Here is a 16198-nt window from a genome sequence, read left to right as displayed (position 1 = left end):
GGTACGCCGCAATGGCGACCGCGACGACATACGGGGCCCGCGACCACGCCCGTGCGCAGGACGGCGCCCGCGCCGAAGCCATGCCGGTCGTGCCCGCGACCGACTGGCCCGCGCCGCCCTGCGGGGCCGGACATCTGGTGTGGGCCGAGACCGTCGCGGGCGGCAACTACACCCACCGCGTGCTCGCCCGCGGCACTGAGCTGCGGCTCACGGACCTGCACGGAGACGCCTGCGCGCATGTGCTGCTGTACGTGGACGGGCGACCGTGGGAACGCCTCAACGCCGCCGACACCGTCAAGGTCCAGTGGAACGCCTACCTCCGCGCCGGGCAGTTGCTCCTCTCCGACCAGGGCCGCGTACTCGCCACTCTCGTCACGGACACCGGAGGCCGGCACGACGCCCTGTGCGGCACTTCCACGCTCGTACGCAACACACAGCGGTACGGGGACGGCTCACCCCAGTCCGCCTCCCCCGCCGGCCGCGAGCTCCTCAAGCTCGCCGCGCTCAAGAACGGACTGGAGCCGCGCGATCTCCCGCCCTCCCTCTCCTTCTTCCAGGGCGTGGAGGTACGGGACGACGGCGCACTGGACTTCACCGGATCGGCCGGCCCCGGAGCCTCCGTGACGCTCCGCGCGGAGCAGGATCTGACGGTGCTGATCGCGAACGTCCCGCATCCTCTGGACCCGCGCGCCGAGTACACCAGCACGGCGCTGGAGGTGCTGGCCTGGCGCGCCGCGCCCACCGCGCCCGGCGATCCGCTCCGGGAGGCCTCACCCGAGGGACGCCGCGCCTACGCCAACACCGTTGATTTCCTTGCCTCGAGGGGACTCGCATGAGCGCGACCACCGTGGTACCCGCCCGCGCCGCCTGGTCCGCCGTCGTCCGCGCCGGTGAGCAGCTGACCATCACCGATCTGCACGGCAATCAGGCCGTGGACTTCCTGGTGTACGACGCCCACGACACTGCCGTCCGCTACAGCGCAGCCGACACCGTCCACGCCCAGGGGAACATCTTCCTCACCACCGGGAGCGTGCTGATGTCGAACGAGCACACCCCGCTGATGACCGTCACCGAGGACACCTGCGGACGACACGACACGGTCGGCGGCGCCTGCTCCAAGGAGTCCAACACCCTGCGCTACGGCCACCACACCTGGTCGCAGCACGCCTGCGTCGACAACTTCCTCGCAGAGGGCGCGCGTTACGGCCTCGGCAAGCGCGATCTGGTCTCCAACATCAACTGGTACATGAACGTCCCGGTCGAGAAGGACGGCACGCTCGGCATAGTCGACGGCATCTCCGCGCCGGGGCTGCGCGTCACCCTGCACGCCGAGACCGACGTCCTGGTCCTCGTCTCCAACTGCCCTCAGATCAATAACCCGTGCAACGGATTCGAACCGACCGCCGTCAAGATGACGATCAGCGAGGCCGCCGTATGACCGCGTTCGACACACTGCTGGTCGCCAACCGGGGCGAGATCGCCGTCCGTATCATCCGCACCGCCCGCCGCGTCGGGCTGCGTACGGTCGCCGTCTTCTCCGACTCCGACCGCGCCGCACCCCATGTCCGGCTCGCCGACGAGGCGGTACGGCTCGGCCCCGCGCCCGCCAAGGAGTCGTATCTCGACGCCGATCTCATACTCAGGGCCGCGAAGGACACGGGCGCGGGCGCCATCCACCCCGGTTACGGCTTCCTCTCCGAGGACGCGGACTTCGCGCGCCGCTGCGAGGACGCCGGGCTCGTGTTCGTCGGGCCGACCTCCGGGCAGCTGGAACTCTTCGGCGCGAAGCACACCGCGCGGGCCGCCGCCGAGGCCGCGGGCGTACCGCTCGCCCCCGGCACCGGGCTGCTGCCCGACCTGGCCGCCGCGCTGGCGGCGGCGGACGGCATCGGCTACCCGGTGATGCTCAAGGCGACGGGCGGCGGTGGCGGCATCGGCATGCGGGCCGTGCACGATGCCGAGGGCCTGGCCGACGCGTGGGAGCGGGTGCACCGGGTCGCTGCGGCCTCCTTCTCCTCGGCCGGCGTCTTCCTGGAGCGCCTGGTCGAGCGCGCCCGCCATGTCGAGGTGCAGGTCTTCGGCGACGGTGAGGGCCGGGTGGTCACCTTCGGCGACCGCGACTGCTCCCTCCAGCGGCGCAACCAGAAGGTGCTGGAGGAGGCCCCGGCGCCAGGTCTGCCCGATTCCGTACGCACACAACTGACGTCCTGTGCACGGGAGTTGTGTGCCAGTGTCGGATACCGCTCGGCCGGCACGGTCGAGTTCGTGTACGACGCGGCCCGGGAGGAGGCGTACTTCCTGGAGGTCAACACCCGCCTCCAGGTGGAGCATCCGGTGACCGAGGAGATCTATGGCGTCGATCTCGTCGAGTGGATGCTGCGGCTCGCGCAGGGCGAGACGGCTGTCGTACGCGAGCCGGGCGCACCGCGCGGACACGCCGTCGAGGCCCGCGTCTACGCCGAGGACCCGAGCCGCGACCACCGCCCCGGCGCCGGCCTGCTGACCCGGGTGTCCTTCCCCACCGACATACGTGTCGACTCCTGGGTCGAGACGGGGACAGAGGTGACGACGGCGTACGACCCGATGCTGGCGAAGGTCGTGGCGTACGGCGCCGATCGTGCCGAGGCCATCGACCGGCTGGACTCCGCGCTGGCCGCGACCCGCGTCGACGGCATCGAGACGAATCTGGGCCTGGTGCGGGCCGCGCTCGCCGACGCGTCCGTACGGGCCGCCGCACACAACACCGCGACGCTGGCGACGATCAGCGACCCGACGCCGCGGATCGAGGTCATGGCGTCGGGAACCCTCACCACCGTCCAGGACTGGCCGGGCCGCACCGGCTACTGGCAGGTCGGCGTGCCGCCGTCGGGGCCGATGGACGATCGCTCGTTCCGCCTCGGCAACCGCGCGCTCGGCAACGTCGAGGGCACGCCAGGACTGGAGTGCACGCTGCAGGGCCCGACGCTGCGGTTCACGCACGCGGCGACGGTCTGCGTTGCGGGCGCGCCCGCTCCGGTGACGGTCGACGGCGAACCGGTCCGCCAGTGGGAGCCGTTCACCGTCCCCGCGGGTTCCTCACTGGCCGTCGGCACCCCCGGCGGCCAGGGTCTGCGCACCTACATCCTGTTCGCGGGCGGTCTGGACGTCCCGGACTTCCTGGGCAGCGCGGCCACGTTCACGCTGGGCCGGTTCGGCGGCCACGGCGGCCGGGCGCTGCGTACGGGCGATGTCCTGCACGGCGGCACGGCGGCGGTGTCCGGCACGGGCGTTGCCGGGGCGGTGACCGGCCCGGGCGTTGCCGGCGCGCCCGTCCCGCACGCCGAGCGCCCTGCCTTCCCGAACATCTGGCACATCGCGGTGACAGAAGGCCCGCACGCCGCACCGGAGTTCTTCACCGAGGAGGACATCCACGACTTCTACGCCGCCGAATGGAAGATCCACTTCAACTCCGCGCGCACGGGCGTGCGGCTGATCGGCCCGAAGCCGCGGTGGGCGCGGACGGACGGCGGGGAGGCGGGACTGCACCCGTCCAACATCCACGACACTCCGTACTCGGTCGGCGCGGTCGACTACACCGGAGACATGCCCGTGCTGCTGGGCCCGGACGGCCCGTCGCTCGGCGGCTTCGTCTGCCCGGCGACGATTCTGAAGGCGGAGCGCTGGAAACTCGGCCAGCTGCGGCCGGGGGACACCGTCAGGTTCGTCCCTGTGACGGTCGAGGGCGAGAAGCGCCGGATCATCGTCGACGGCGGGATCCTCGGGCGGGGCGAGTCGGTCACGTACCGCCGCAGCGGGGACGACAATCTGCTGGTCGAGTACGGGGAGATGCAGCTGGATCTCGCTCTTCGGATGCGGGTGCACGCCCTGGCCGAGGCGGTGGCGGCAGAGGGGCTGCCGGGCGTCGTGGATCTGACGCCGGGCATCCGCTCGCTCCAGATCCAGATCGACCCGGAGGCCCTCTCCCAGTCGGCCCTCCTCTCCGTCCTGACCCGCCTCGAGTCCGAACTCCCGCCCTCGGACGCCCTGGTGGTGCCGTCACGGACGGTCCACCTCCCCCTGTCCTGGGACGACCCGGCGACGCGGGAGGCGATCGCCCGCTATATGGCCGGGGTACGGGACGACGCGCCGTGGTGCCCGTGGAACATCGAGTTCATCCGCCGCGTCAACGGCCTCGATTCGGTGGACGACGTCTACCGCACGGTCTTCGACGCGGAATATCTCGTACTCGGACTGGGCGACGTCTACTTGGGCGCACCGGTCGCCACGCCGCTGGACCCGCGGCACCGGCTGGTCACGACGAAGTACAACCCGGCCCGGACATGGACGGCGGAGAACTCGGTCGGGATCGGCGGCGCGTACTTGTGCGTCTACGGCATGGAAGGGCCCGGCGGTTATCAGTTCGTGGGCCGTACGACTCAGGTGTGGTCACGCTGGCAGGAACGGCCGTGGCTGCTGCGCTTCTTCGACCGGATCAAGTGGTACGCGGTCGGGGCGGACGAACTCCTGGAACTTCGCGCGGACATGGCGGCGGGCCGCTTCACGCCCCGTATCGAGGAGGGAACGTTCTCGCTGGCGGTCTACCAGCGCTTCCTCGCCGAGAACGCGGAGTCGATCGCGTCCTTCCGCGCCCGCCAGTCGAGGGCGTTCGGGGCGGAACGCGACGCATGGGAGGCGGCGGGCGAGTTCACCCGCGCGGAGTCGCCCGCCTCGCCCGCGGTCCCTGAACTGGACGTTCCGCCGGGCGGGCAGGTCGTGGAGGCCGAATTCGCGGCCTCGGTCTGGCAGTTGAACGTGGAGCCGGGGGCTGTTGTCACGACCGGTCAGCCGCTGCTGACGCTGGAAGCGATGAAGATGGAATCCCGCGTGCACGCGCCGTGCGCGGCGCGGGTCGCGCGATTCCTGGTCACGCCCGGCACCCAGGTGGAAGCGGGCACCCCGCTGGCCATCCTGACCCCCACGAACCCCTGACCGGGGCGGGGTCCTCCCCCACCCCGCCCCTTCCCGTAACCGGGGGCTTCGCCCCCAGACCCCCAGTCCTCAATCGCCGGACGGGCTGAGAGATTCAGCCCGTCCGGCGGAAGATCAAGCCCCACGGCGATTGAGGCGCGGGGTCCGGGGCGGAGCCCCGGTGAAGGGGGGTGGGGGACAAGATTCCCAGCCCGTACTCCCCCCCCCCCCCCCCCCAAGGAGCCGCCCCCCATGCCCACCACCGCCCTCGCCCTCGCCCGCGTCCGGGACGCATACGACCGCATCGACCGCGCCCGTCGGCCCGACATCTGGATCACCCTCCGCCCCCGCGCCGACGCCGAATCGGACGCCCGTGCCGTCGACGCGCGCGTCGCCGCCGGTGAGCAACTCCCCCTCGCCGGCCGCACCGTCGCCGTCAAGGGCAACATCGACATCGACGGCCTCCCCACCACCGCCGGCTGCCCCTCCTACGCCTATGACCCGCCCGCCGACGCCCCCTCCGTCGCCAGGCTCAGAGCCGCCGGTGCCGTCGTGCTCGGCAGTACCAACATGGATCAGTTCGCCACCGGCCTCGTCGGCACCCGCTCGCCGTACGGCGCGGTTCGCAGCGCCCACGACCCGGCAAGGATCGCCGGAGGATCCAGCTCCGGATCCGCTGTCGCCGTCGCCCTCGGCATCGCGGACCTCGCGCTCGGCACGGACACCGCCGGCTCCGGCCGTGTCCCCGCCGCCTTCAACGGCATCGTCGGCATCAAGCCCACCCGAGGCCTCGTCCCCACCGACGGCGTCGTCCCCGCCTGCGCGAGCCTCGACTGCGTCAGCGTCTTCGCCCGCACACTCCCCGAGGCCGAACTCGCCCTCGCCCTCATCGCCACGCCACCCGGCCGCGCGGCCCCGCACCGCACGCCCGGCCCCTGGCGGGTCGCTGTGCCGCCGGCGGAGCAGCTCGGGGCCATGGACGAGGGCTGGGCCGAGGCATACGAAGCGGCAGCAGACCGTCTCGCGGCCGCCGGCGCCCGCCTCAGCCCCGTCGACCTCACCCCCTTCACCGAGGCGGCCGCGCTCCTCTACGACGGCGCATTCGTCGCCGAGCGCTATACCGCCACAGGCGCCTTTGTCGACAAGGAAACGAACGATCTCGATCCCACCGTCGCCGCCATCATCCGCCGCGCCCGCGACATCCCCGCCCATCGGCTCTTCGCCGACCAGACCCGGCTCGCCGTCCTCCGCGCCCGCGCCATGACCGCCCTCGCGGAAGCGGACGCGCTCCTCCTGCCCACCACCCCGGGCCACCCCACCCTCGACGACGTCGCCGCCGACCCGTTCGGCGCCAATGCCCGGCTCGGCCGGTTCACCAACTCCACCAATCTCTTCGACCTCGCCGCGGTCGCCGTCCCCGCAGGTGAAGTGGACGCCCGCCCCTTCGGCGTCATGCTGATCGGCCCGGCCGGCACGGACGACCGACTCGCCCGGATCGCCGCACTGCTCACTCCGCCCGTTCGCCTCGCCGTCGTCGGAGTCCACCTCACCGGCCAGCCCCTCAACCCCCAACTCCTCACCCTCGGCGCCCGGTTGATCCGTACCACCACCACAGCCCCCGCCTACCGGCTCTTCGCCCTGCGTACCGACCCCCCCAAGCCGGGCCTTGTCCATGTGGACAGCGGCGGCCGGCATATCGAGGCCGAGATCTGGGAGCTGCCTCCGGAGGGCCTCGGCACGCTCACCGCCGCCCTCCCCCGCCCCATGGCGATCGGCCGCCTGGAACTGGCCGACGGCACCACCGCCCCCGGTTTCCTCTGCGAACCCGCCGCCCTCGACGACGCCGTCGACATCACGGAGCACGGCGGCTGGCGAGCGTACAGAAACAGTTGACTCGGCCCCAACACGCCTGTTCCACTGGGCAGATGCGCCCTCGGCTGCGGTTGGTCACCCGCGACCACATCGACTTCGGTCGTGTGTGGTCCGCCTCGTGTTGCCTCTGACGGTTCCACACCGGCTCCAGGCCACTGACCACGTCACCGCACCACGAGATATGAGGCCGCACCATGCCCGTCGAGTTTCTCGGCATCGCCGCAACCAATGAAGGCTCCGAAGTCACGCCCCGTTCCGGGCCGTCCTTCGACAAGGAGTACACGCTCAAGCTCGCCCGCGCCCACGAGGACCACGGCTGGGACCGCGTCCTGTTCGCGTACGGCTCCGGCTCACCCGACCCCTCCCCGGCTGCCGCGTACATTGCGGCCCGCACCGAGAAGCTCCAGATTCTCGTCGCGCACCGCCCCAACGTCTCGTACCCGACCTTCGCCGCGAAGACCTTCGCCACGCTGGACCGGATCAGCGACGGCCGGCTCGCCGTCCACTTCATCACCGGCGGCAACGACCACGAGCAGCAGCGCGAGGGCGACTTCCTCACCAAGGACGAGCGCTACGCCCGTACCCGCGAAGCCATCCAGATCATCAAGAAGGCCTGGACGAGCCATGAGCCCTTCGACCACGAGGGCACGCACTACCGCTTCAGCGACTTCGTGAGCGACACCTTCCCCGTACAACAGCCGCATCCGCGCGTCTCGTTCGGCGGTTCCTCGCCCGCGGCCTACGAGGCCGGTGGCGCCGAGGCCGATATCTACTGCCTCTGGGGCGAGCCCCTCGCCGAGACCGCTCAGCAGATCGAGTCGGTGAAGGCGGCCGCGAAGGCGGCGGGCCGCACCGACGTCCCCAAGATCCAGGTGGCGTTCCGGCCGATCATCGCGCCCACCGAGGAACTCGCCTGGGAGAAGGCGTACCGGACCCTCGACCGGATCAAGGCACGCAAGGCGGGCGCGCCGCTCAGCCGCCGCCACCCGCTCGAGGACCCGGAGAACACGGGCTCACAGCGCCTTCTGGCCGTCGCCGCGCAGAGCGAGCGGCACGACCGCGCGCTGTGGACGCCGACCGCGGCCGAAACGGGCGGGGCGGGCAACTCCACCGCGCTCGTCGGCACGCCCGAGACCGTCGCCCGGGCACTGCTCGACTACTACGACCTCGGCGTGGAGATTCTCTCCGCCCGTGGCTACGACCTGCTGGACGACGCGATCGACTTGGGCCGCCAGGTGATCCCGATCGTGCGTGAGGAAGTCGCCAAGCGCGACGCCGCGAAGGCGATTGACGCCGCCGCGTGACGACGGCGGGGCCCCGGCACCTTGCGTGGACAGCCCTCTGGACCCGGCGGATGATGGGAAAAGAGGGATCCATAGGGACGGAAGGTGGGAATCGCTATGGCTGAACACCCGGACTGTGCCCTGATACGCCGGGGTTACGCAGCGTTCGGATCAGGTGACATGGAGACGCTGGGCTCCTTGATGACGGCGGATGTCGTCCACCACGTACCCGGAAGCAGCCCGATATCCGGGCACCACAAGGGCCGGGACGCCGTTCTCCAGCTCTACCGCAGGTTCGGCGAGGAGACCAACGGCACCATGCTGATCGAGCTCGAAGCCGTGCTCGCCGACGGGCGCGGCCATGTGATGTCCTTCCACACATCCCGGGCCGACCGGGGTGACCACGGCCTCGAAATGCGCGAAGGACTGTTCTTCACGATCGTCGGCGGAAAGATCTCCGACATCGACCAGTGCCTCGAAGACATCGACGAGTCCGACAGGTTCTGGAACTGACCGGAAACGCTGTGGCCCCGTTCACCAGCGGCCGGTGGTGAACGGGGCCGTCGTGCGTCGTCCCGCTCAGCCCACCGAGCTGTACGCCACCACACCCCGCAGCAGCGCGTCGACCGCCCTGCGCGCGTTCTTGGCGACCGTGCTGCCCTCGCGCGGCGCGGCTGCCGCGATCTGGCCGAGGACGTCGATGACCTGCTTGCTCCAGCGGACGAAGTCGCCGGCAGGCATCTCCGCCTCGCGCAGCACCTCGTCCAGGCTCCGGTCGGAGGCCCACTGGTACGCGGCCCAGGCGAAGCCGAGATCGGGTTCGCGCTGTCCGACACCCTCCGCCTGGTTGATCTTGAACTCTTCCTCCAGGGCGTCGAGCCGGCCCCAGATGTGCACCATCTCGCCGAGTGCGACCTTCGCCTTGCCCGCCGGGACCTTGGGCGCCACCGCGTCGTCCGACTGCCGCGCCTCGTACACCAACGCCGAGGCGCACGCGGCCAGTTCGGCCGGACTGAGTCCCTCCCACACACCGTCACGCAGGCATTCGCTCGCCAGCAGATCCAGCTCGCCGTACAGCCGGGCGAGCCGCCTGCCGTGCTCGGTGACCTCGTCCGCACGCAGATAGTCCAGCTCGGTCAGCAGCGCCACGATCCGGTCGAAGGTACGGGCGATGGTGTTCGTACGCCCCTCGATGCGCCGCTCCAGCTGCTGGGTGTCGCGCTGCAGCCGGTGGTACCGCTCAGCCCACCGCGCATGGTCCTCGCGCTCGTCGCAACCGTGGCAGGGGTGCGCGCGCAGCTCCGCACGGAGCCGGGTGATCTCACGGTCGTCGGCTGCCGCGGCCCGCTGCTTGCGGTGCCGCTCGGGAACGATGTGGCCGGCCTTCGTCCGCAGCGCGGACGCCAGATCGCGCCGCGACTGGGGCGAGCGCGGATTGAAGGACTTCGGGATCCGCATCCGCTCCAGCGCCTCGACCGGCACCGGGAAGTCCATCGACGCCAGCCGCTTGACCTGCCGCTCGGCGGTCAGGACCAGCGGCCGCGGGCCGTCGTGCTGCTCGAAGCCGCGGTGGCCGTTACTGCGTCCGGCCGGGATGCCCGGGTCGAGCACCAGCGCGAGGCCCGCGAACTTGCCCGTCGGGACATGGATGACATCACCGGGCTTCAGCTTCTCCAGCGAGGAGGCCGCGGCGGCCCGCCGCTGTGCGACGCCCTGCTTGGCCAGCTCCGTCTCGCGGTCCTTGAGCTCACGGCGCAGCCGTGCGTACTCCTCGAAGTCCCCCAAGTGGCAGGTCATGCCCTCGCGGTAGCCCTCGAGCCCCTCTTCGTTCTTCTGCACCTGGCGACTTATGCCGACGACCGACTTGTCCGCCTGGAACTGCGCGAACGACGTCTCGAGCAGCTCGCGCGAGCGGTGGCGCCCGAACTGCTGCACCAGATTGACGGCCATGTTGTACGAGGGCTTGAAGCTGGAGCGCAGGGGGTATGTGCGGGTGCCCGCGAGACCGGCGAGCGCGGCCGGGTCCATGCCCCGCTGCCACAGCACCACCGCATGGCCCTCGACATCGATGCCGCGCCGTCCGGCCCGGCCGGTGAGCTGGGTGTACTCACCAGGGGTGATGTCGGCGTGCTGCTCGCCGTTCCACTTGACGAGCTTCTCCAACACCACTGAGCGGGCAGGCATGTTGATGCCGAGCGCCAGTGTCTCGGTGGCGAAGACGGCCTTGACCAGACCGCGTACGAAGAGCTCTTCGACGACCTCCTTGAAGGTCGGCAGCATGCCGGCGTGGTGCGCGGCGATGCCCCGCTCCAGACCTTCCAACCACTCGTAGTAACCCAGGACATGCAGATCCTCGCCGGGGATGGCGGCGGTCCGCTCCTCGACGATCTCGCGCACCTTGAGCCGCGCTTCCTCGTCGTTGAGCCGCAGCCCCGCGTACATGCACTGCTGTACGGCAGCTTCGCAGCCCGCCCGGCTGAAGATGAAGGTGATCGCGGGCAGCAGCCCTTCCGCGTCGAGCCGCTCGATGACCTCGGGCCGTCCCGGCGTCCAGATCCGGGTGCGCTGACGCCGCTCACGCTCACGGTCCGCCTCACGGACCATCTTGCCGCGTCGGCGGTCGCGGGGGTTGTACGTGCGCTGGTTCTCCATCCGCGCCAGGCGTACGAGATCGGGGTTGACCTCGCGCCGGGTCACACCGCGGCCGCCGTGGTCGGTCTCCTCCTCGAAGAGGTCGTACATCCGGCGGCCGGCCATGACGTGCTGCCACAGCGGCACGGGCCGGTGCTCGGAGACGATCACCTCGGTGTCGCCACGGACGGTGTCCAGCCAGTCGCCGAACTCCTCGGCGTTCGACACGGTGGCCGACAGGGACACCAGGGTCACCGACTCGGGGAGGTGAATGATCACTTCCTCCCAGACGGCACCGCGGAAGCGGTCGGAGAGGTAGTGGACCTCGTCCATGACCACATAACCGAGGCCGAGCAGGGACTGCGAGCCCGCGTACAGCATGTTGCGCAGTACCTCGGTGGTCATCACGACGACCGGTGCCTCGGAGTTGACGCTGTTGTCGCCGGTGAGCAGGCCGACCTTGTCCGCGCCGTAGCGCCTGGCGAGGTCGGTGTACTTCTGGTTGGACAGTGCCTTGATGGGTGTGGTGTAGAAGCATTTGCGGCCCTGCTGAAGAGCCAGGTGGACGGCGAACTCGCCGACGATGGTCTTGCCGGAGCCGGTGGGCGCCGCGACGAGCACGCCCTTGCCCGCTTCCAGGGCCTGACAGGCTTCGATCTGGAAGGGGTCCAGGTCGAATTCGTACAGCGCTCGGAAGGGGGCCAGCGCAGTGGCCTCCTCAGCGGCGCGGATACGGGCAGCGGCGTAGCGCTCAGCGGGAGAGAGGTCCTCGGTCATCTTGCTCACGAGCCTACCCGTCACCTCTGACAGTGAGCGCGATCTTTAATTGACCGGGGCAAGTACCGGTACGGGCACCCGCACGGCGCCCGGAACGCACGAGCGGCCGGTTGCGCGGCGTGCGCGCCCCGGCCGCGTCCCGCGGTGGTACTGGCGAAAAAGATGATCCCGCCGGTCATCCGGCGGACCCGGCAAGGTCAGGTGATGTCGTCGTAACCGTTGATCCGGTTCGAACGCCCACCGTCCGCTTCGCCGCCGCTCTGCTCCGGTACGGAGCGCGCGGCCAGGACGGGCTCGACGTCACTGACGGCCGCGGGGGTCAGATCGAGGTCGGAGGCCTCGTCGTCGTCCAGCTCGGCGTCCGGGTCGTTGCGCCGCCGCCGCTTGTCGTTCAGCAGCGAGAAGCCGACGGCCATGAAGTAGAGGATGCTGATCGGCCCGGCCAGCGCGATCATGCCGATCGGGTCCGTCGTCGGGGTGATCACGGCACCGAAGACGAAGACACCCATGATGACGCCGCGCCACCACCGGGCCATGCGCCGACCGCTGAGGATGCCCGTGAGGTTGAGCATCACCAGCACGAGCGGCAGCTCGAAGGCGAGCCCGAAGACGAGCACCATCCGCAGCGTGAAGTCGAGGACATCGCCCAGCGACAGGATGTTCGCCGAGCCGTCCGGCGTCAGGCTGATCAGGACCTTCACGCTGACGGGGAGGATGAGGTACGCGAGGTAGGCACCGGCGGCGAACAGCGGTACCGCCGCGCCGACGAAGGCGTACGTGTACCTCTTCTCGCTCTTGTGCAGTCCAGGTGCCACGAAAGCCCAGAGCTGGTAGAGCCAGACCGGGCTCGCGACAACGAGGCCGGTGGTCAAGCTCAGCTGGATCGTCGTGCTGAAAGGCGCAATCAGCGTATTGAAGGAGACGATCGCGCAGTTTCCGCCGTTACTCGTCACGCCCGGCGGACATTTGGGCACCGACTTCGTCAGGAACTGCATGAGCTGCTCGCTGTACATCAGGGCCACAATCGTGACCGCCATGATGGCGAGCATTCCCTTCGCGAGCCGGTTGCGAAGCTCTCGCAGGTGCTCCACGAGAGGCATCCGCCCCTCGGGGTCCTTCTCCTGCTTGCGGGCAGACTTGAGCAACCCACGTCCTCATCTCGTGCGGCAGGCCATCACCGTTGTTTCGGTGCCTGCGGCGGCCCAGGGTCAGCGCTTGGTGGTGTCGGTCGGCTCGGTCACGGGACGTGAGCTGGTCACATCACCGGGCGCGGCCTGGATGGTGCGCGGCGCGGGCTGGTCCTGGGCGGCGCCCGGCTGCGGCGGGTCGGCCGGGGCGCTCTGCGTGTCGTCCGACTTCATGGCCTTGGCCTCACTCTTGAGGATTCGGGCCGACTTGCCCAGCGAACGGGCCATGTCCGGAAGCTTCTTGGCGCCGAACAGCAGGACGATGACGACAAGGATGAGAATGATCTCGGTGGGGCCGAGCCTACCCATAGCTGTTTACCTTCTTCACCGAGGCGACAGGGAGTCTGATTGCCCGACTGCCGGACAAATGTCTGGCCACCGCGCTACCAGCGATCGTAACCCGCAGGAGTAAACACAGGGCAATGCCTGCGCATACGCACGATTGCAGCCCGTGCCCCCACTGTCCGGGCCGCCACCAGCAGCGTACCGCTCGCGGTTCCGGCGCAGCAGAGTGCACCCGGGCTATCGCAAGGCGTCACCGGTGCGGGCCAGACCGGTCGCCGCGTTCTCCAGATCCTCCGCGGCCCGGTTGATCCGCTCCGTGGTGCGGGCCACCTCGATGCCCAGCCGCTGGGCCTCGAGAAAGACGCGGATACCGAGGATGCCGAGTACAGCGATCCCGAGGAAGCCGAGGGCGATGGCGAGCATGGGCCAGAGCATGGGCAGCACCTAGACCGTTCTAGACGGTGGAGTAGAGGCGCAGGGTCCGTACGCCGCCGCCGGTGAGGAGCTCGACGATGCGCTCCCCGGCCGGCTTGCGGACGGCCATGTCGCACTCGGGGCAGGTGAAGGAGTAGAAGGTGGTGCGGCGGCTGGCTCCGATGGCGAGCCGCAGCGCCCCTGCGGAGAGCTCGAAACGAGCGCGGCACTCGGGGCACGCGGCCTTGTAGAGGACCGGCCCCACCGTCGCCGGAATTCCAAACATCACAGACATGCCGCGCGAATCCCCTTATTCCTGAGCGTCATGGGCAGCGAGTTATTCCTGAGCGTCATAGGCGGCGAGCGCCTCACGCGCCGCCAGCCGGGCACTGTCCGTCAGGTCCTGCGGCGAGACGATCCGCCCGTCCCGCCCCAGCCGCAGCGCCAGGCGCCGCAGCGAAGCGGGAGCAGGCGTACGCAAAGTGATGCGCAGACCACCCTCCGGCAGCTCCTCCGCGCTGTCGTGCGGGTAGTACTCGGCGACCCAGCGCCCGCCGGGGCCGACCTCGACCACGACCTCCGGATCGTCCGCCGACGGCTGCACCAGCCCTTCGGACAGATCCCGCAGCTCGATCTCGGGCGGTGCGGCCGGGGCGTCGAGCAGCTTGATCTCGGCCACCCGGTCGAGGCGGAAGGTCCTGCGCGCCTCGGAGAGACGGCACCATGCCTCCATATACGTATGACCCACCGCGAAGAGCCGGATCGGGTCCACCTCGCGCTCGGTGAGCTCGTCGCGCGCGGGCGAGTAGTACTTCAGCCACAGCCGCCGCCGCTCCGAGATCGCCCGGTCCACATCGGCGAAGACACCGCCCTCGGACTGGAAGGTGACTGAGAGCCGGGAGCTCGCGCCGGCCGCCTCGCCCGCCGCGGTCTCCAGTTTGGCGGTGGCCCGCAGCAGCGCCTCGCGGTCGCCCTCGCGCAGCCCGGGCAGGGTGGCGACGGCGCGCGCGGCCACCAGCAGGGCGGTCGCCTCGTCGGCAGCGAGCCGCAGCGGCTCAGCTGTACTCGTGCCGGAGGCATCCGGATTGCGCCACCAGATGCGGTCACCGTCAGTGTCGATGTCGAGCAGATCGCCGCCGCGGAAGCTGGTCCCGCACATCGGCAGTACGTCGAGGTCGGAGATCAGCTCGTCCTCGGTGATCCCGAAGGCGCGGGCGACGTCCCCCACGCGCGCGCCGGGGCGCTCGCGAAGATAGGTCACCAGCGAGAGCATTCGCCGGGTCTGGTCAATGGCGTTGGCGGCCATGGTTGTACGAGTCCCCCTCAGCCCTTGGCCACGGCACGGAGCCGGTCGACCACATCGGCCCGCAGATCCGCGGGCTCCAGTACGACGACGTCCGGGCCGAATTCCACGAGCCAGGCATCGAGCCCGTGCCCGTACGGAATCTCCAACTCGTCCCAGCCCTCGCCCAGTTCCCGGATGGACTGTGCTCTTGAGCGCAGCGGATAGCCGCAGCCGGTGCGCAGCCGGATCACCGCGGAGCGGGTCGCGGTCTCACCCGCCCAGCTCTCGACGGTCTCACGGACGGTCACGACGTCGGGCACGGGCGCGGTGAACGAGCCGACGCGGGAGCGGACCCGGCCGGTGATACGGGAGAGCCGGAAGACCCGCTCGGCGCCCCGGTCCCGGTCCCAGCCGGCGAGATACCAGTGACCGCGCCAGAACTCGAGCGTCCATGGTTCGACCTGGCGCTGCTCGGGGCGGGCGGCATTGGCCTTGCGGTAGTCGAAGACGACGGGCCGGCGGTCGCGGCAGGCGAGCATCAGCGGTTCGAAGGCGGCCTCATGGACCGGGATGCGGGGCTCGAGCGCGCTGTGATGGGCCTCGTACGAATCCCCGGCCTCGGGCATACCGGCCGCGCGCAGCTTCTGCAGGGCGCCGCTGGCCGCTCCGGCCAGCCGCGCCTGCTGCCAGACCTTGGCGGCGAGGCCGAGGGCAGCGGCCTCCTCGGCGTCCAGCGTGATGGCGGGCAGCCGGTTGGAGTCGCGGCGGGCGAGATAGCCGGTGTCGCCGTCGAGGTTCTCCACCGTCTCGATGACCAGGCCGAGTTCGCGCAGATCGTCCTTGTCGCGCTCGAACATCCGGTTGAAGGAGTCGTCGGAGCCGGCCTCCAGATAGGCCTCGATGGACCCGCGCAGCTCGCGCTTGCTGAGCGGACGCCGGGTCCCCAGCAGGCACAGCGCCAGATTCATCAGCCGCTCGGCCTTGGCAATGGCCATCGACGCCCTTCGCCCCCATCTACGTAGCACTTCTGAGCGTTGACCGTACCGCTCCGGGCTGCCGGGGCAAAAGCCGAGGGCCCACGCCGGACGGCATGGGCCCTCGTTACGCTACGAAGCGATCGGACTCAGACAGCAACCAGATCGCAGACGAAGATCAGCGTCTCGCCGGGAGCGATAGCGCCGCCACCGGCGCCGCGCTCGCCGTAGGCAAGGTGCGCGGGGATGATCAGCTGGCGACGGCCGCCGACCTTCATACCCAGCACGCCCTGGTCCCAGCCGGAGATGACCTGGCCGCCACCGAGCTGGAACTGCAGCGGGGTGCCGCGGTTCCAGGACGCGTCGAACTCCTCGCCGGTGGAGAAGGCCACGCCCACGTAGTGGACGGAGACGGTGTCGCCGGCCTTGGCCACCGGTCCGTCACCCTCCCAGATGTCCTTGATCTCCAGGTCGGCCGGCGGCTCGCCACCCGGGAAATCGATCTCGGGCTTCTCGATGCTCACTGAACTGCTCCTCTAAATG

At 70.2% G+C, this 16198-nt stretch carries 14 protein-coding genes; 6 read left to right on the top strand and 8 right to left on the bottom strand.

Annotated elements, in window-relative coordinates:
• Positions 1 to 11: 11 nt before the first annotated feature.
• The 6 genes from ACFWDI_RS22545 to ACFWDI_RS22520 all read left to right on the top strand — a co-directional run bounded on the left by ACFWDI_RS22545 (position 12) and on the right by ACFWDI_RS22520 (position 8615).
• Entirely contained in the window at positions 12 to 836 is an 825-nt protein-coding gene (locus tag ACFWDI_RS22545; RefSeq protein WP_385306317.1) for an urea amidolyase associated protein UAAP1, read from the top strand.
• Positions 833 to 1438 (top strand): urea amidolyase associated protein UAAP2, encoded by a 606-nt coding sequence (locus tag ACFWDI_RS22540; protein WP_385306315.1) that lies wholly within the window; start codon positions 833 to 835, stop codon positions 1436 to 1438. Before ACFWDI_RS22545 ends, ACFWDI_RS22540 begins: the two co-directional genes overlap by 4 nt.
• Positions 1435 to 4968 (top strand): 5-oxoprolinase/urea amidolyase family protein, encoded by a 3534-nt coding sequence (locus ACFWDI_RS22535; RefSeq protein WP_385306313.1) that lies wholly within the window; start codon positions 1435 to 1437, stop codon positions 4966 to 4968. The genes ACFWDI_RS22540 and ACFWDI_RS22535 overlap by 4 nt, the downstream gene beginning before the upstream one ends.
• Positions 4969 to 5199: 231 nt before the next feature.
• Positions 5200 to 6840, top strand: coding sequence for an allophanate hydrolase (atzF, locus tag ACFWDI_RS22530; protein ID WP_385306311.1), 1641 nt, complete (start codon positions 5200 to 5202; stop codon positions 6838 to 6840).
• A gap of 173 nt (positions 6841 to 7013) precedes the next feature.
• Positions 7014 to 8123 (top strand): LLM class flavin-dependent oxidoreductase, encoded by a 1110-nt coding sequence (locus ACFWDI_RS22525; protein ID WP_385306309.1) that lies wholly within the window; start codon positions 7014 to 7016, stop codon positions 8121 to 8123.
• 96 nt (positions 8124 to 8219) lie between these two features.
• Entirely contained in the window at positions 8220 to 8615 is a 396-nt protein-coding gene (locus ACFWDI_RS22520) for a nuclear transport factor 2 family protein (RefSeq protein WP_385306308.1), read from the top strand.
• A gap of 66 nt (positions 8616 to 8681) precedes the next feature.
• On the opposite strand, the gene ACFWDI_RS22515 is transcribed toward ACFWDI_RS22520, so the two are convergent.
• The 8 genes from ACFWDI_RS22515 to ACFWDI_RS22480 form a co-directional block, all read right to left on the bottom strand.
• Positions 8682 to 11510: a DEAD/DEAH box helicase gene (locus ACFWDI_RS22515; RefSeq protein ID WP_385306473.1), complete on the bottom strand. Its 2829-nt coding sequence runs from the start codon at positions 11508 to 11510 to the stop codon at positions 8682 to 8684.
• A gap of 197 nt (positions 11511 to 11707) precedes the next feature.
• On the bottom strand, positions 11708 to 12610 hold the full coding sequence (tatC, locus tag ACFWDI_RS22510; protein WP_385306471.1) for a twin-arginine translocase subunit TatC: 903 nt from the start codon (positions 12608 to 12610) through the stop codon (positions 11708 to 11710).
• 108 nt (positions 12611 to 12718) lie between these two features.
• Positions 12719 to 13006: a Sec-independent protein translocase subunit TatA gene (gene tatA / locus ACFWDI_RS22505; RefSeq protein WP_362679032.1), complete on the bottom strand. Its 288-nt coding sequence runs from the start codon at positions 13004 to 13006 to the stop codon at positions 12719 to 12721.
• 213 nt (positions 13007 to 13219) lie between these two features.
• Positions 13220 to 13417, bottom strand: coding sequence for a hypothetical protein (locus ACFWDI_RS22500; protein ID WP_385306307.1), 198 nt, complete (start codon positions 13415 to 13417; stop codon positions 13220 to 13222).
• A gap of 19 nt (positions 13418 to 13436) precedes the next feature.
• Entirely contained in the window at positions 13437 to 13691 is a 255-nt protein-coding gene (locus tag ACFWDI_RS22495) for a hypothetical protein (protein ID WP_385306305.1), read from the bottom strand.
• Positions 13692 to 13733: 42 nt separating this feature from the next.
• Positions 13734 to 14702, bottom strand: coding sequence for a WYL domain-containing protein (locus ACFWDI_RS22490; protein ID WP_327322428.1), 969 nt, complete (start codon positions 14700 to 14702; stop codon positions 13734 to 13736).
• Between the two features lie 17 nt (positions 14703 to 14719).
• The gene (locus tag ACFWDI_RS22485) at positions 14720 to 15676 is read right to left on the bottom strand and encodes a WYL domain-containing protein (protein WP_362679024.1); all 957 of its coding nucleotides are present in this window, start codon (positions 15674 to 15676) and stop codon (positions 14720 to 14722) included.
• A 128-nt stretch (positions 15677 to 15804) separates the two neighbouring features.
• Positions 15805 to 16179 carry an FKBP-type peptidyl-prolyl cis-trans isomerase gene (locus ACFWDI_RS22480; protein ID WP_385306303.1) on the bottom strand — a complete coding sequence of 125 codons (375 nt, stop codon included), beginning with the start codon at positions 16177 to 16179 and terminating at the stop codon, positions 15805 to 15807.
• Between the last annotated feature and the right edge of the window lie 19 nt (positions 16180 to 16198).

Origin of the sequence: Streptomyces sp. NPDC060064 (genome assembly GCF_042736455.1) — a bacterium.
Lineage (GTDB): Bacteria > Actinomycetota > Actinomycetes > Streptomycetales > Streptomycetaceae > Streptomyces.
Note: the sequence above shows the minus strand (reverse complement) of the source record. Positions and strands in the feature narration are given on the sequence as shown.

What these genes read in the sequence shown, in the direction of transcription:
- ACFWDI_RS22545 (WP_385306317.1), top strand. Translation starts at nt 12, where the DNA reads ATGGCGACCGCGACGACATACGGGGCCCGCGACCACGCCCGTGCGCAG.
- ACFWDI_RS22540 (WP_385306315.1), top strand. Translation starts at nt 833, where the DNA reads ATGAGCGCGACCACCGTGGTACCCGCCCGCGCCGCCTGGTCCGCCGTC.
- ACFWDI_RS22535 (WP_385306313.1), top strand. Translation starts at nt 1,435, where the DNA reads ATGACCGCGTTCGACACACTGCTGGTCGCCAACCGGGGCGAGATCGCC.
- atzF (WP_385306311.1), top strand. Translation starts at nt 5,200, where the DNA reads ATGCCCACCACCGCCCTCGCCCTCGCCCGCGTCCGGGACGCATACGAC.
- ACFWDI_RS22525 (WP_385306309.1), top strand. Translation starts at nt 7,014, where the DNA reads ATGCCCGTCGAGTTTCTCGGCATCGCCGCAACCAATGAAGGCTCCGAA.
- ACFWDI_RS22520 (WP_385306308.1), top strand. Translation starts at nt 8,220, where the DNA reads ATGGCTGAACACCCGGACTGTGCCCTGATACGCCGGGGTTACGCAGCG.
- ACFWDI_RS22515 (WP_385306473.1), bottom strand. Translation starts at nt 11,510, where the DNA reads ATGACCGAGGACCTCTCTCCCGCTGAGCGCTACGCCGCTGCCCGTATC.
- tatC (WP_385306471.1), bottom strand. Translation starts at nt 12,610, where the DNA reads ATGCCTCTCGTGGAGCACCTGCGAGAGCTTCGCAACCGGCTCGCGAAG.
- tatA (WP_362679032.1), bottom strand. Translation starts at nt 13,006, where the DNA reads ATGGGTAGGCTCGGCCCCACCGAGATCATTCTCATCCTTGTCGTCATC.
- ACFWDI_RS22500 (WP_385306307.1), bottom strand. Translation starts at nt 13,417, where the DNA reads ATGCTCTGGCCCATGCTCGCCATCGCCCTCGGCTTCCTCGGGATCGCT.
- ACFWDI_RS22495 (WP_385306305.1), bottom strand. Translation starts at nt 13,691, where the DNA reads ATGTCTGTGATGTTTGGAATTCCGGCGACGGTGGGGCCGGTCCTCTAC.
- ACFWDI_RS22490 (WP_327322428.1), bottom strand. Translation starts at nt 14,702, where the DNA reads ATGGCCGCCAACGCCATTGACCAGACCCGGCGAATGCTCTCGCTGGTG.
- ACFWDI_RS22485 (WP_362679024.1), bottom strand. Translation starts at nt 15,676, where the DNA reads ATGGCCATTGCCAAGGCCGAGCGGCTGATGAATCTGGCGCTGTGCCTG.